The 15,251-nt window shown below is 39.0% G+C and carries 14 protein-coding genes; all 14 read right to left on the bottom strand.

Going from position 1 to position 15,251, the window contains the following annotated elements:
• Nucleotides 1–4: 4 nt before the first annotated feature.
• On the bottom strand, nt 5–1,393 hold the full coding sequence (gene argH, locus NQZ71_RS06920) for an argininosuccinate lyase (RefSeq protein WP_144456595.1): 1,389 nt from the start codon (nt 1,391–1,393) through the stop codon (nt 5–7).
• The gene (locus NQZ71_RS06915) at nt 1,390–2,598 is read right to left on the bottom strand and encodes an argininosuccinate synthase (RefSeq protein ID WP_144456597.1); all 1,209 of its coding nucleotides are present in this window, start codon (nt 2,596–2,598) and stop codon (nt 1,390–1,392) included. Before NQZ71_RS06915 ends, argH begins: the two co-directional genes overlap by 4 nt.
• 293 nt (nt 2,599–2,891) lie before the next feature.
• On the bottom strand, nt 2,892–3,389 hold the full coding sequence (locus NQZ71_RS06910) for a MogA/MoaB family molybdenum cofactor biosynthesis protein (protein ID WP_260053711.1): 498 nt from the start codon (nt 3,387–3,389) through the stop codon (nt 2,892–2,894).
• 14 nt (nt 3,390–3,403) lie between these two features.
• Nucleotides 3,404–4,243, bottom strand: a complete 840-nt coding sequence (locus NQZ71_RS06905; RefSeq protein ID WP_144456601.1) for an EcsC family protein — start codon at nt 4,241–4,243, stop codon at nt 3,404–3,406.
• A 130-nt stretch (nt 4,244–4,373) separates the two neighbouring features.
• Nucleotides 4,374–5,564 carry an acetate kinase gene (locus NQZ71_RS06900; RefSeq protein WP_127737017.1) on the bottom strand — a complete coding sequence of 397 codons (1,191 nt, stop codon included), beginning with the start codon at nt 5,562–5,564 and terminating at the stop codon, nt 4,374–4,376.
• 308 nt (nt 5,565–5,872) lie between these two features.
• Nucleotides 5,873–6,859, bottom strand: a complete 987-nt coding sequence (locus NQZ71_RS06895) for a class I SAM-dependent methyltransferase (protein ID WP_144456604.1) — start codon at nt 6,857–6,859, stop codon at nt 5,873–5,875.
• A 112-nt stretch (nt 6,860–6,971) separates the two neighbouring features.
• Entirely contained in the window at nt 6,972–7,472 is a 501-nt protein-coding gene (gene tpx / locus NQZ71_RS06890) for a thiol peroxidase (protein WP_144456606.1), read from the bottom strand.
• Between the two features lie 155 nt (nt 7,473–7,627).
• Nucleotides 7,628–8,086 (bottom strand): GerW family sporulation protein, encoded by a 459-nt coding sequence (ytfJ, locus tag NQZ71_RS06885; protein WP_127737011.1) that lies wholly within the window; start codon nt 8,084–8,086, stop codon nt 7,628–7,630.
• A 29-nt stretch (nt 8,087–8,115) separates the two neighbouring features.
• Nucleotides 8,116–8,811 carry a DUF2953 domain-containing protein gene (locus NQZ71_RS06880; protein ID WP_260053824.1) on the bottom strand — a complete coding sequence of 232 codons (696 nt, stop codon included), beginning with the start codon at nt 8,809–8,811 and terminating at the stop codon, nt 8,116–8,118.
• A gap of 90 nt (nt 8,812–8,901) precedes the next feature.
• Nucleotides 8,902–9,393 carry an RDD family protein gene (locus NQZ71_RS06875; RefSeq protein WP_375545200.1) on the bottom strand — a complete coding sequence of 164 codons (492 nt, stop codon included), beginning with the start codon at nt 9,391–9,393 and terminating at the stop codon, nt 8,902–8,904.
• Between the two features lie 18 nt (nt 9,394–9,411).
• Nucleotides 9,412–10,425, bottom strand: a complete 1,014-nt coding sequence (gene sppA, locus NQZ71_RS06870; protein ID WP_144456610.1) for a signal peptide peptidase SppA — start codon at nt 10,423–10,425, stop codon at nt 9,412–9,414.
• Nucleotides 10,426–10,536: 111 nt separating this feature from the next.
• Nucleotides 10,537–11,466 carry an EamA family transporter RarD gene (gene rarD, locus NQZ71_RS06865; RefSeq protein ID WP_144456612.1) on the bottom strand — a complete coding sequence of 310 codons (930 nt, stop codon included), beginning with the start codon at nt 11,464–11,466 and terminating at the stop codon, nt 10,537–10,539.
• 435 nt (nt 11,467–11,901) lie between these two features.
• Entirely contained in the window at nt 11,902–13,503 is a 1,602-nt protein-coding gene (locus tag NQZ71_RS06860) for an amidohydrolase (RefSeq protein ID WP_317011560.1), read from the bottom strand.
• A gap of 134 nt (nt 13,504–13,637) precedes the next feature.
• Nucleotides 13,638–15,215, bottom strand: coding sequence for an acyl-CoA synthetase MbcS (gene mbcS / locus NQZ71_RS06855; RefSeq protein ID WP_317011559.1), 1,578 nt, complete (start codon nt 15,213–15,215; stop codon nt 13,638–13,640).
• Nucleotides 15,216–15,251 lie beyond the last annotated feature (36 nt).

Below are 15,251 nucleotides of genomic sequence, written 5' to 3'. Positions count from 1 at the left end.
TTCGTTATGCCTTTACTAGCGGTTCCAGGCATTTTTTTGCTTTTTGTATAGCTTGTTCTACTTGCAGGAATCCTGTTCCACCAGCACTGTTTCTTCTTTGAACGGCAGTTCGCGGATTTAGTACATCATATATGTCCCCTTCAAACAGTGAGCTTGCTGCTTGAAGTTCTTCAAGCGGCAAATCTGCCAAGAAACACTGTTTTTGTACACAATGCAATACTAATTTCCCAACAACCTCATGTGCTTCTCTAAATGGCATGCCTTTATCTGATAAATAATCAGCAAGCTCTGTTGCATTTGAAAAGTCATTTTTTGTTGCTTGCTCCATTGTATCTGTCTGCACCTTCATTGTTTGCACCATGCCAGCAAAAATCTTTAAGGAACCTACAACTGTTTTTACTGTATCAAACATACCTTCTTTATCTTCCTGCATATCCTTGTTGTAAGCAAGCGGAAGTCCTTTTAATACAGTTAACAGACCCATAAGGTTTCCGTATACTCTGCCTGTTTTTCCTCTAATCAACTCAGCCATATCAGGATTTTTCTTTTGTGGCATAATGCTGCTGCCTGTCGAGAAGCTGTCATCCAATTCTATGAATTTGAACTCCTGACTTGACCAAAGAATGATTTCTTCACTGAATCTAGAAAGATGCATCATCAAGATACTGCTTGTTGATAAAAATTCCAAAATAAAATCACGATCACTAACGGCATCCATACTGTTCTCATAGATACTGCCAAATTCCAGCAGCTCTGCCGTTTTGTAACGGTCTATCGGGAAGGTTGTACCAGCTAAGGCTCCTGCCCCAAGTGGAGATACATTAACACGGCTTAAGTTTTCCACATATCTAGCCTTGTCTCTTTCAAACATCCAGAAATAAGCCATTAAATGATGAGCGAAGGAAATTGGCTGTGCTCTTTGCAAATGTGTATATCCCGGCATGATTGTCTCGATGTTAGCTTCAGCCTTTTCAAGCAATGCTCCCTGAAGCTCCTCCAACAAAGAAATAATGCTTTGCACTTGCTTGCGCAAATATAAATGCATATCTGTTGCAACCTGGTCGTTACGGCTTCTTCCTGTGTGAAGCTTCCCGCCAACAGGACCAATCAGTTCCGTAAGCTGACTTTCAAGATTTAAATGAATATCCTCCAGCTTCACAGAGAATTCCAGCTCTTCCTTTTCTGCCTTTTCTTTCAAAAGAAGCAATCCAGCCTTGATTTTTTCCGCTTCCTCTGAAGATATGATTCCTGTTTCAGAAAGCATTGCCACATGGGCAATGCTTCCGTCAATATCTTCAAGGACAAGCTCTTGATCAAAGGAGATGGATGCACCGAATTCGTCTACCCATTCTTCTGCAGATTTTGTAAATCTGCCTCCCCATAATTTCTTCACACTGTCACCTTCTTATTGTTTTCCACAATGCTTTGCACCTTTGTTGGCAGACCCCAAAGCTTAATGAAGCCAACTGCAGCTGCATGATCGAACTCATCATCAGAAGTGTATGTTGCCAGCTTTTCATCATATAAGGAGTTCGGAGATTTTCTTCCTTCTACAATGGAATGACCTTTAAACAGCTTCACACGAACAGTTCCTGTTACATTCTTTTGTGTTTCTTGCAAGAATGCTTGCAGAGCTTTAGTCAATGGAGAGAACCATAGGCCTTCATAAATAACCTCAGTGATTTTCTTCTCAATAACCGGTTTGAAGTGAGCCACTTCTTTAACAAGTGTAATATCTTCAAGCTCTTTATGAGCCTTAATTAATGTAATTGCACCAGGGCATTCGTAAACCTCACGAGATTTAATACCAACAAGGCGGTTTTCAACATGGTCAATACGGCCAACACCATGTTTACCAGCTAATTTATTCAACTCAAGAATTAGATCAGACAATTTGTATGAAATACCGTCAATGCTTACCGGTACACCTTCTTTGAAGTCAATTTCAATAACATCTGGTGTATCTGGCGCATCCTCTAAGCTAACTGTTAAATCATAAGCTTCTTCTGGTGGTGCTGCCCATGGATCTTCCAAAATACCGCACTCATTGCTGCGTCCCCATAAGTTTTGGTCAATAGAGAATGGGCTGTCTAAATTGATTGGAATTGGAATGTTTTTTTCTTTTGCATATTCAATCTCTTCCTCACGAGACCAACCCCATTCACGCACTGGCGCCAACACTTTTAGGTTCGGGTTAAGGGCTTGGATAGAAACCTCGAAACGTACTTGGTCATTTCCTTTCCCTGTGCATCCGTGTGCTACTGCAACTGCATTTTCTTTTTCTGCCACTTCTACTAGTTTTTTAGCAATCAACGGTCTTGAAAGAGCAGACACAAGAGGATACTTACCTTCATATAAAGTGTGTGCCTGCATTGCCACTAAAGCAAACTCCTGTGCAAACTCTTCTTTTGCATCAATTACATATGATTGAACCGCTCCAACAGATATAGCTTTTTCTTGAACGAATTTCAAGTCCTTGCCTTCCCCTACGTCAAGACAGCAAGCAACAACATCATACCCTTGATCCTGAAGCCATTTGATTGCTACCGATGTATCTAAACCACCTGAATATGCTAAAACAATTTTTGGATTCGCCATGAGCGTTTTTCCTCCTATATATACGAATATTTATTCATTTATTTATATTTTTATTCAAAAACTATATTAATCACTTTAACAACTTTCTTTTAGAATATCAAGCTTTAATTCTATAAAAATACAAAAAAATTTATATTTATAATATCAGCCTCACACCTGTTCCACATAAGCAGTTGCACTATCTTTAGTTCGTTGTTAGTTCAGAAGAATTAGAATTTTCAACCTAATAAAAACCACTCAAAAAAAAGGAGGTTTCCCTCCCTTTTATGCAAGATCTTATTCAGAAGTTCCGATTACTTATGAAGCTCGCTCACAATATGAGTCAGCTCAGGGAGCACCAGCTTTTTCATCCCTAGCTTTACAGCACCTGTCGAACCAGGCATTGCAAAAACTACACGACTTCCAAGCGTTCCAGCAATCGCTCTAGACAGCATTGCTGCAGGGCCAATATCCTCTGTGTAGCTTAGCATTCTAAACAGCTCTCCAAACCCGCTAATTTCCTTCGTTAATAATGGTTTGACTGCTTCAATCGTAACATCCCTTTCGGAAATACCTGTTCCACCATTTAATATAATCGCTTCCACTGCGGCTGCGTCTGTCAGTTCTCGTTGGATTTCTGTTTTTTCATCCTTAATGATGACATAATTCACTACCTGATGACCTGCAGATTCAAGCAGATCGATTATCATTTTTCCGCTTTTGTCATCTGCTTCTGTTCTTGTGTCACTTATTGTAATCACTTTACATGCGATATGGGTATATTTTTTGTTCGTATGTTCGTTAATGTTCAAAGTCTTTTTCCTCCCTAATTAGTCCCGCCCTGCAGCTTTTCATATAAATAACGTCTTTGATAATACTTATAGGAAAATTCAGTTATTTTTTTCGTATATTGATAGTTAGCTCCTGCACCGATCAGCATACTGACAAATGGCATTTTTTTGTATGTTTTTTTGCCAAAAAGAAAAATAAAAAACATCTTCATTGTCTGCTGCAGCATGACCTCTACCGTCTCATTGCTGGCAACATTTTCTGTGCCCTCATAAAAGTAATTACTAGGCCTTTCCATTTCTTCCATCAGCTCTGCCCATGCCCTTCCTTGAAGTCTTTTTGGCAGGCATGCGCCGTGGAGCACCTTTAATGCTGTCATTATTTCTGTCGGCGTATTGCCTGGTGAACCAAAAAGGGCAGAGGTTTGCTGACAAAAGCGTATATTAATCACCATTAATGCTAAAAAGTCAGTTGCAGCTGCAGCGATACCTCCTGTTCCAGCGATACCTCCTTGAAAACACGCATAAAGACGATTTTTTGCCATTTGCTGCTGGCCAATAAAATGGAGCTGATCAATTGTCAGTTTCTTCATATCTGTTATGTCTGTGATATTTTCATTAAAAATTCTTGCTGTTGAGAGCATTCGTTCATTGGAGTTTTCATGAAGGCTGGAGCTTAGAAGCATTGTATATGCATGGAACAAGGAACTATCAACGATGGAATAAAGTTCAGCCCACTTACTTTCTTCCAAAAACGACATGCTTTTTCTCACATACTTCTCATATAAGCTTTCCAAATCGGTCTTATCATACGAAAAAAGTACTCTCTCCCACTCGGACAATTCCTTAAGCACTTCTTCTTCCCTATAAGTCAGCATAAATTGACTCCTTTCTATGTACCAGCCCTATTAAATGTAATCCCACTGTTTAGTATACCATTTGAATCGGCCTAAACTAAAAAAAGACAATCCTTTGCATTGCAAAGAATTGTCTTTTTATTAGTAATGGTTACACGCTTGCGATTCTTGTTACATCGCGGGCAATCATTACTTCTTCGTTAGTCGGAATGACCATAACTTTTACTGGAGAGTGTGGGTAGTTGATGAATGATTCTTCACCAGAGATCTTATTAAGTGACTGATCCCAATAAACTCCCATGAACTCAAGTCCTTGAAGTACTCTTGCACGAACAACTTCACTGTTTTCTCCGATACCAGCTGTGAAGATGATTGCATCTACACCATTCATTCCAGAAGCGTATGAACCGATATACTTATGAATATGCTCAGCAAAAACAGTTAACGCCAATTCTGCACGCTCGTTGCCAGCTTGAGCTTGTTCTGTAATATCGCGAAGGTCACTTGAGAATCCGGAAATTCCAAGCAATCCGCTCTTTTTGTTCAATACTTGCAATACTTCATCTGCAGACTGATCTGTTTTTTCCATAATATATGGAATTAAGGCAGGGTCAATGTTTCCTGAACGTGTTCCCATTGTTACACCAGCAAGTGGTGTGAAGCCCATTGAAGTATCGATTGATTTACCGCCTTCAATTGCAGCAATACTTGCACCATTTCCTAAGTGACAAGAAATCAGGCGAAGCTGGTCAATTGGACGACCAAGCATTTCTGCAGCACGTTGTGAAACATATTTATGACTTGTTCCATGGAAACCGTATTTACGAATGCCGTATTTTTCATAATACTCATACGGAAGGCTGTATAGATATGAGCTTTCAGGCATTGTTTGATGGAAAGCAGTATCAAAAACAGCAACAGCTGGAACTTCAGGAAGAACGTTTTGGAATGCACGAATTCCTGTTAAGTTAGCAGGGTTGTGAAGTGGTGCTAATTCTGACAAATTGTCAATTTTCTCTAATACTTCATCTGTAATTAATGCTGAGTCAGCAAACTCTTCTCCACCGTGAACTACGCGGTGACCAATACCTTGAATTTCGTCTAATGACTTGATGATTCCAAGCTCAGTTAACTTATTCAATAGGATTGTTACTGCTACTTCGTGATCAGGAATTTCTGTTACTTCTTTGATTTTTTCACCATTAAATGAAATATTGAAGACAGCTTCATTTAATCCGATACGTTCGACAAGACCTTTAGTGATTACTTCCTCACTTGGCATTTCAAAAAGTTGGAACTTTAGTGAAGAACTACCTGCATTGATCGCAATAATTTTTGCCATAAAGTATTTTACTCCCCTTTTATATAACAACATTTTATTGTGCTAATCTGACATTGAACAGCTTTCTATATAAACTATACTGGACAAATATCTCTCAATTTCTCATTTAAACATTGTGTCAGCAACATTTCAAGTTATATTGATACAGTTCTTCGTTTTTTTCTTGTTTTTTTGTTTTTTTTCATGATTTCGCCACAAAAACAAGAAAAAGCTTTTATATAATAGCGTCAGACTGTGTTAGTACAAATGCTGTTTTTAGTAGAACAGGTATTGATGTACTTTTGGCGTCACTTTTTTGTTCCATACATTTACTGCTTGTTTTCCTGTAGCCATTGGTCAACTTGACCAAGAATTTTTTCCATCGCCTGCATGTTCGAGAAACTTGGAATGCTGGCAAGGAGCACTTGCTTCGGTGCTTTTATAGTATCCCCTTTTTTCTGCAATATCAAAATGCTTTTTCCTGCCTGTTTATTTTTAAATAATGTCAATGGCAGCTGCATGATTGCTTGAATATGGACTGCTTCTTTCAAATAAGCGTGAAGTTTCGGAGCCTGTTCACTTTCAAACAAGCCATTTGGAACCATAAAGAACCCAAATCCACCTGGTTTTAAATGATTTATGGATTGTTCAATAAAAAGATGATGTGCAAAGGAATGACCAGTTTCTGCCTTAAGCTCATATTCACTTGCACCAACATCATTTGGATAATAACCGACAGGTAAATCACTGATAACAATATCCACTGGGTCAATAAACAGCTTTTCAAGACTGTCTTGGTTAAAAAATTCAATCGGCTGCTCCTGGAGATTAGCATTAATAAATGCAAGCTGGAGAAGCAGATCATCTATATCGACTCCAATTGCTTCCGCTTTTTTTTCTCCCTGCTGGTTGATCACAGAAGTCAAGAGATTTCCTGTACCTACAGCCAGATCTAATAAACGCATTTCTTTTTCTGTATAAAATTTCTGAACAAGATAACCAATAAACATTCCGATTGAGTCTGGAGTCATTTGATGGTTTGGCTGTGTATTTTCCTTCATACCCTTTAGAATAGACAATTGAAAACCTTTGCGAATATTTTCTTTGCTAAATTTATCTAAAGAAACCGACTCATAGCTTTTCATCAGCCTTTTCTTTGTAACCTCACTCAATTCATCCTGCAGAATTGCTTCTTGGAATATATTTTCTCCTGTTTCTGCTAATGCCTCTAAATAGGTGCATTGCAATTCCTCTTGCAGCAGGGATGCTGTTTCATTAAATACAGTAAATAATTGTTCAACAGGACTAATTGTCATGTCCCTCACCTGTCTTTCCAGTAAATTTCATTATCTTTATAATTCGCACAGAAAAAGCCTCGAAACCTTTTCGAGACTTTCTATGTAATTTCCCGATGACTTTTTTTATTTCTTATTTTGCCGCTTTTGCCGCTTCAATAGCTGCTTCATAATTTGGATGACTGCTTGCTTCTGCCACATACTCTACATATGTAACAGTATCACTTGAATCCACGACAAACGTAGCTCTCGCAAGCAAACGAAGCTCTTCCATTGCAACACCATATGCTTTGCCAAAAGAAAGGTCCTTATGGTCTGAGACAGTAATTACATTGTCTATTCCGGCGCTAGCGCACCATCTTCTTTGAGCAAAAGGAAGGTCTGCACTTACTGTGATTACTTCCACATTTTCCAGTTTTCCTGCTTCTTCATTAAAGCGTCTTGTTTGGGCATCGCAAACACCTGTATCAATGGATGGGATGACACTGAACAAGCGCACCTTTCCTTTAGAGCTGTCTAACGTGACCTCAGACATGTCATTTGCAAGCACATGGAATTCAGGAGCCTTGTCTCCTACCTTTACTTCATTGCCAAGCAAAGTGACCGGCTTGTTTTTAAATGTTATTGCAGGCATTACGCTCAATCCTTCCCGTTTTATAAATATGTATATTGTTTATCATATCGGATATATGGTCCTATTTGCAAAGAAAATGTCTGTTAAAAAAATAATAGTCTGAAACACTAGCCTGACGAACTGCCTAGCTGTGTTTCAGACCTATTTATTTTTTATTAAAATTCAATATCTTCCTTTTTGCTGGATTGCTGTTGTTGACTTGAAGATTGCTGCTGCTGGCTGTCTCCGTTTTTAGAGAACATTTGCTGGATTTTGTCTACAGCTTGTGGAGCAAAATCCAAAAGCTTTTCATATAAGTGCGTGCTTTCATCAAGATGAACCATTTTGACACCTTGTCCGTTAACAATTAAAAAAGCAATTGGTGTAATGGAAACACCGCCACCGCTACCGCCACCAAATGGATGCTTACTAACACTATTATCACCCAAAGAGTGATCTTCTAGTGTGAATTCACTTCCGCCTGCAGCGAAACCGAAGCCTACCTTGGAAACAGTCAATATAACACTGCCATCCGGAGTTTCAACAGGATCACCGATAATCGTATTGACATCGATCATTTCCTTTAAGTTTTCCATTGCAGTTGTCATTAAGCCTTGTATTGGATGATCTGACATGTTTATTCCTCCATTTGCATTATGCATTATTATTTTTGGATGGCAGACGCTTCATTATTTGTTTTTAAATGAGGCAGACCGCCTTTCCAATATTTAACCAGTTTAATTCCTGCAATCATAGCATGCCCTAGCCGAAAACGAATCATACACTTAAATAAAGTTTCTGAGACATTGCGCTGAAATTGTGGATAGATATGTATATGAGGCATGTTTTGCATTTTCATATAATTACTTACAATCCCGATAATGGCCCCTTTAACTGCCCAGACTGCCCCTGCGATAGCCCCTGTATGCGCTGCATCTCCAAGACCGACAATGGAACTCCACTCTATGTCTTTTATTTGAAATTTCGAGAGTAAATAACGAATAATCCGGTGAAAGCCAACAACATGCTGCAGCATTTCTTTTGTATTGGATAAGGTATTTAATAATTCCTGTGCCGTAAATTGCTTTGTCTTCTTATCACCTTTTTGTTGTGGCCCATCCTCGCCAACCTTAACCTTCGTTTCCTCCTTAACGACAAGTGAAGGTGAATTATCATCCACTTTAATCAGCGGGAATTTCTTCTTTATTCTTATAAGGCCAAATAATAGTCTAATTTCAATAGAAAGATCATCATTATCTTTTGCATGGTAGTATCGTATTTTCACGGTAATTTTCATGAATAAAAGCAGTAATAGCAAAAGCAGCAGGCATAAAGCAATGATGCCGATAATGAATAACACTCTCAAAATGTGCACATCCTTTCAAACCTTACTATTATTGGTTAAAGACAAAAAAAATAAACCTGCCATCCTGGCAGGTTTTTCATAAGATTATCTTCTTCGTTTTTCATGCACAACAGCCGTATCTGCGAACAAGTCATGCAAGCCTTGCTTTTTCGGCTGAAAGGCTACAACAGCATAAAGAATCCAAATGCTAGCTGATATGAACCTGCCGATCCACTCGCGAAAAATAACAGTATCCCATGTTAATACCTCATTTTTCAAGGGTATTACCTTTAATCCAAAAATCATTTTCCCTAACGTCTGTTTAAAGTATTTTGTCATTAAAACAAAGTACAAGTAAAAAACAAGGGCTGTAAGTATGTTAATCATCGAGAACAAGCCCGTGTTTTCAGTGGGAAGATCGAACAAACGAAATACTGGATAAATAATAATCCGGTTTATGCTTGTAATAATAATAATATCGACTAAATATGCCCAAAATCTCATCCAAAAACCAGCATAATGGTTAAAATCAAAAGCTTTAGGCGGTTCATCACTATGTTGATGAAGGGAATCGACTCCTGTGTTTGTGATATCCATACTCATAATTCCGGCCTCCTATTCTGCATACAAATACATAAGCCGAGGCGAATTTGCATTTGTTGCTATCTTTAGTATATTGGCCATTTCTTTTTCTTCTCCGCTCAGCAGACTTTTTGCAGTCATTCCAAACATGGAAGCAAATCCTCCAGAATCACTATAGCTTACAACCATAGCATCCTTCCAGTTATTATCGGTTTTCATCGAGTTAATAACATCATCAAGGTAACCGAAGTCATCAATTAAGTTTAAATCCTTTGCTTGTCTGCCATCGTATATCCTGCCATCTGCGATTTTTCGAACTTCGTTTTCCTTCATGCCTCTTCCGTCAGCTATTACCTTCACAAAGCCATCATAGGAATTGTCAATCATCGTCTGCAGAATATTCCTTTCTTCATCTGTCATTTCCCTTGTGGAGCTCATGATATCCTTGTATGGGCCGCTTTTAATTGTTACAAATTCAACACCGTACTTTTCTGCAAGCCCCTCAAAATTATAGCCGGACATAATAACTCCCAATGAACCTGTTAATGTTTCAGGACTCGCAAAGATTTTATCAGCAGGAGCTGAAATATAATATCCTCCAGAAGCAGCCATTGATCCCATTGACACGTATACAGGCTTTTTCGCCTCTTCTTGAATTTCGACTATTTTATCATGTATTTCCGCACTTTCCACAACTCCGCCGCCAGGAGTGTTCACTTTAAGAATAATTCCCTTTACGCTTGAATCATTTTTCACTTTATCGAGTTTTTTCATAAATGCCTTATGATTGTATCCTGCTGAGGACAGAATCGATTGTGTATCACCAGTATCCTGAATTGTTCCATCTACTTCAAGAACGGCTATTTTATTAAACTCATTTCCGTCCTCCAGCGTATCCTCTGTAAACTCCTCATTGCCGCTTGCCATTAAGTCGGAAAAGAGACTGTTGAAATCAGTCGTTAATGCTGTTGATACTAGACTTGTAGCAATGGAAAACGCAAATATAAATGCAGCTATTCCAAGGGCGGCCCATCTTTTTTTATTCATTTTTTATATATCCCTCCTTTATTCCTATCTTTTTTACGTATAAAACTTCTAAATGTTTCATCTTTTTCCTTTTTTATCATCTACTAAGATTCATTTGTGTATTCCTAGCACTTAGGCCTCTGCACTATCTTTTCGTTTTGCATGATTAGATTGTGAAAACAGCTTTGTTTTTGACAATGAATAAAGTGTTAATGCACTCCAAATGAATACGAAGGATAATAGATGTGTCGAGGTGAAGGGCTCATCATAAACAAATACACCTAAAATTAATGTTAAGGTAGGTGTCATGTACTGAATGAAGCCAAGCATCGACAGCGGTATCCTTTGGGCTCCTTTAGCGAAAAAGAGGAGTGGTACTGCTGTCAACACACCAGATATCATCAGCAGCACATCCATTCCTGAAGATCCAGCTAGAAATGCATGATCTCCCTTTACAAATAAATAAACTATGTAAAGGAGGGCGATTGGTGTAATGAACATTGTTTCTAATGTGAGTCCTATTTCGGAATCGATGGAAATAAGTTTTTTCGCCAAACCATACAAACCAAAGGTAAATGCTAAAGATAATGCAATCCATGGAAAGCTTCCATGGGAAATCGTCAATATTAGTACTCCGATAGCTGCTAATCCAACTGAGACATACTGAGCTTTCGTTAACTTTTCCTTTAATACAAACATACCGAGCATAACGCTGACCAATGGATTAATATAATAGCCAAGACTTGTTTCAATAATTTGATTGGCATTCACTGCCCAAATATAAATAAACCAGTTGCAGCTGACTAGCACAGATGCGATAAACAGCATAAAGCCCTGTTTTTTATTTTTTTTAAAGCTATACAGCACCTCTCCCAGCTTCTTCCACTTTCTCGTTATAGTCACAAGCAAAACCATAAATACAAAAGACCATAGCACGCGATTTGCCAAAATTTCATCGGCACCAACGCCTTGAAGATTCTTCCAATAAATAGGAAACAATCCCCAAATCAAGTATGCGAATGCTGCATACAGTATTCCTGTTTTCGTTTGATTATCCTTCATCTTTTATCTCTTCTTTCTATTTTCGAAATATTTCATATTATAATTCTATTCGTGATATTTCACAACCCGAACTTTTTTTAAAAAGAAAGAGACTAGGACATAATTATGTAAACCAGCGTAAAGACCGAACTACTTAATCAACTATCGATAAATAGTTAGGTTTTTTGTTTAAATACAAAATTAAAAATTTTAGTGGAATGGAGCGGAGGCCACTCGACTACTAAGGGAAATAGAGGAAAGGATGATTACCCGCAGGCGAAGACGAGGAGGCTCCATACCTCCCCGCGGAAAGCGAGTGGGTGCAGCGCAATGAAACGAACTAACTTTAACTCAACATTCTATTTAGACACAACCTTCATTTTTCAATTTTAGTTGTAATTTTATTATTCGTGTTTAGAAAGGTTATCTTTTGATTTGTCCCAGCCTCAATTATCTTTATTTTTCATAAACGACTTTACTTGCAATAATTGTTTTTGTAACTTTTACGTTCTGAATATCACGATGATTTATCGCAAACAGGTCTTGATCAAGCACAGTAAAGTCAGCAAGATATCCTTTTTCAATGATGCCCCTATCCTGTTCATGACATATAGCGTAGGCACTCCCTTTTGTATATAAGCTCACTGCCTCATATACAGATAAAGCTTGCTCAGGCATATATCCATTGCCGCTTATATCCTCATGATTTGTTCTTAATACAGCTGAATAGATGCCTGCTAGAGGATCTGCAGACTCAATTGGTGCATCTGAACCGCCGGCGCAATGAAGTCCTTCTGCAAGTAATGTTTTCCATGCATAGCAATATTGCATATTATCCTTTCCAAGTCGATCATATACCCATGGAAAATCAGAAGTAACAAAGCTTGGTTGAATATCTAGTATAAGAGGAAGCCCCTTTAAGCGCTCTATCAGGTCTGCACGGAGCATTGTCGCATGGATGAGCCTGTCTCTGCCATATCCCTTTAATGGATGCTTTTCAATCGCCTTAAGAACCATGTCAAAGGCCTCATCACCAATAGCATGCACCGCTACAGGCATGTTGTTGTCTCTTGCCTGCTTCACAAGCTCATCTAACTGGGTTTGTGTAAAGATGCAGACACCTTGTGTTGATGGATCATCAGCATATGGTCTGCTTAATAGTGCTGTACGTCCGCCAAAGGCTCCATCCGCAAATATTTTCATCGCACCAAGCTCCACCCAATCTCCCCCCGATTGGTAGGCAGTTTGAGGTGCAGCTGCTATCGTTTCAGCAAATACTCTGTGATGAATTAGCAGATGTGCCCGAAACAATAGACCTTCCTCTTCAATTACCTGCTTGAAGGCCTGATGTGTTCCTTCATAGCCGTGATAATAAAACAAATCCTCTGTATGGGCACCAGTTAAACCAAGCCTGTAGGCATCCTTTATGCCTTTTCGCAAAGCATTTTTTACATATTCATCGCTTTTTTCTGGGATGGCATTTGTAATAAGCTCTTGTGCCTTGTCCTTCAATACACCTGTGAGTGCTCCCGTATCGTCCTTTTCAATCACGCCGCCAAACGGTTCTGCTGTATTGCCTGTTACTTTTGCCTGCTCTAAAGCCTTTGTATTAACGGCAATTGCATGCTTGCAGATTCTATCCAAAATAATTGGATTATGTGGTACTATGTTATCCAATTCTTCTTTTGTAAATGGTGTTTTATCGTCCCAAAGATTTTCATTCCAGCCTCCGCCAAAAATCCATTCCCCTTCTGCTGTTTTTTCTGCAGACTTCTTAATAAGAGATAATGCTTCTTGCTTGGAGGTACATGCTGACAGATCTAATCGTATCAGTCTTTCTCCATGCCCGATTAAATGCATATGGCTGTCTACAAAGCCTGGCAGCATAACTCCGCCCTTCAAATGAACACGGTCAGTCAGCTCCTGGCCATATTTCATTTCCAGTTCCTTTACACTTCCGTAATCAATGATGTATGAGCCATTTGCATAAACAGCGCCAACCGTTTCTCCCTCACGTCTCATTGTGTATATCGTTCCACCATAAAATAACGTTCCCATTTTTTCCTCCTAAATAAATAAGCAGCTATGTATATATTTCGCATACATGCTGCTTATTCCTTCCAACTTTATATAGGTAATTGTTCAAAAACCGAAAGATGATAATAATCCAGTTTATCCATACTTAGAACAAGTTAACCTTTGTTTTTCAGCTCATTATCCCTAAGCTCCACTCTTCTTGTCTTTCCAGAAGCTGTTTTAGGAAGCTCATCAATAAATTCAATTTTACGCGGGTACTTATACGGGGCAGTTGAATTTTTGACATGTGTTTGCAATTCTTTGACTAAGCCTTCTGTCCCCTCAACACCGTCACGCAGCACGATAAATGCTTTAACCACATTTCCTCTGATAGGATCAGGACTTGCGACAACTGCACATTCCTTAACTGACGGATGCTTAACAAGAGCATCTTCCACCTCAAACGGACCGATTGTATAGCCAGAACTGATAATAATATCATCACTTCTACCTTCGAACCAGAAATAGCCGTCTTCATCCTTTTTCGCTCTGTCACCTGTAACGTAGTAGTCACCTCTAAACTGCTGTTTAGTTCGTTCCGGCTCTTTAAAGTATTCCTTGAAAAGGGCCGGCGTGTCTTTATGCACAGCGATATCTCCGACTTCTCCTACTGCACATGGGATTCCATCCTCATCGACTATTTCGACAATATTGCCTGGTGTCGGCTTGCCCATTGAGCCAGGTCTGAGCGAAACTCCTTTTGTAATACCAAGCAGCAACGTATTTTCTGTTTGTCCATACCCATCTCGAACATCCAAATTGAAATGCTCCTTGAATACGTCAATTACTTCCCTGTTAAGCGGTTCTCCTGCTGACACAGCACTTCTTAAGCTTGGAAGCTTGAAATTACCTATATCCTCTACTTTTGCCATTAGGCGATATTCTGTAGGAGTACAGCACAACACATTGATTTCATAGTTTTCAAGCAGCTGCAAGTATTTGTGAGCGTCGAACTTACCATGATAAACAAAGCCTACTGCTCCAGATCCAAGTACAGAAAGAAGCGGGCTCCATACCCATTTTTGCCAACCAGGTCCTGCAGTTGCCCAAACTAAGTCTCCTTCTTCAATACAAAGCCAGTTTGGTGCAGCGGTTCTAAGATGTGCATATGCCCATGCATGTGTATGTACAACACCTTTTGGGTTTCCGGTAGTGCCTGAAGTATACGAGATAAAGGCTGTATCTGACTTGTTTGTTTGAGTCAATTCCAGTTCATCTGAGGAATGGTCTGCTGCTTTATCTAAATACTCCCAGCCATCAGCTTCCTTACCAATAACAAATCTCTTTAGATTACTTACCTCTTCTACCTTGTTAAGCTCGTCCAAATATGGATAATAGCTGATAACACCCTTTACTTCACCGTGTGTAATCCTATACTGCAAATCCTTTGCTCGCAGCATTTCAGAGCTCGGCAAGATCGTCAAGCCTAATTTTAATGCAGCTATGTATACTTGGTATGCTTCAATTAGCCTTGGTACAATGACTAATACAACATCCCCTTTTTTTAGACCTGCAGCTTTAAAGACATTTCCCACTTTATTTGCTTGCTGCAAAAGGTGGCTGTATGTAATTTCCTGCTTATCTCCATTTTCATTTTCCCAGCGCAATGCAAGTCTTTCTTTGTTTTGCGCAAACTTCTCGATCTCGGAAACAAAGTTGTATATTTCCGGAGCCAATAATTCTTCTCGACTCATGTCATTTCCCCCTAGTAATTAGGCTATAAAAAATTC

This window comes from Niallia taxi, from assembly GCF_032818155.1.
Taxonomy (GTDB): Bacteria; Bacillota; Bacilli; order Bacillales; family Cytobacillaceae; genus Niallia; species Niallia taxi_A.
This window is presented reverse-complemented; position numbering and strand designations above follow the sequence as displayed.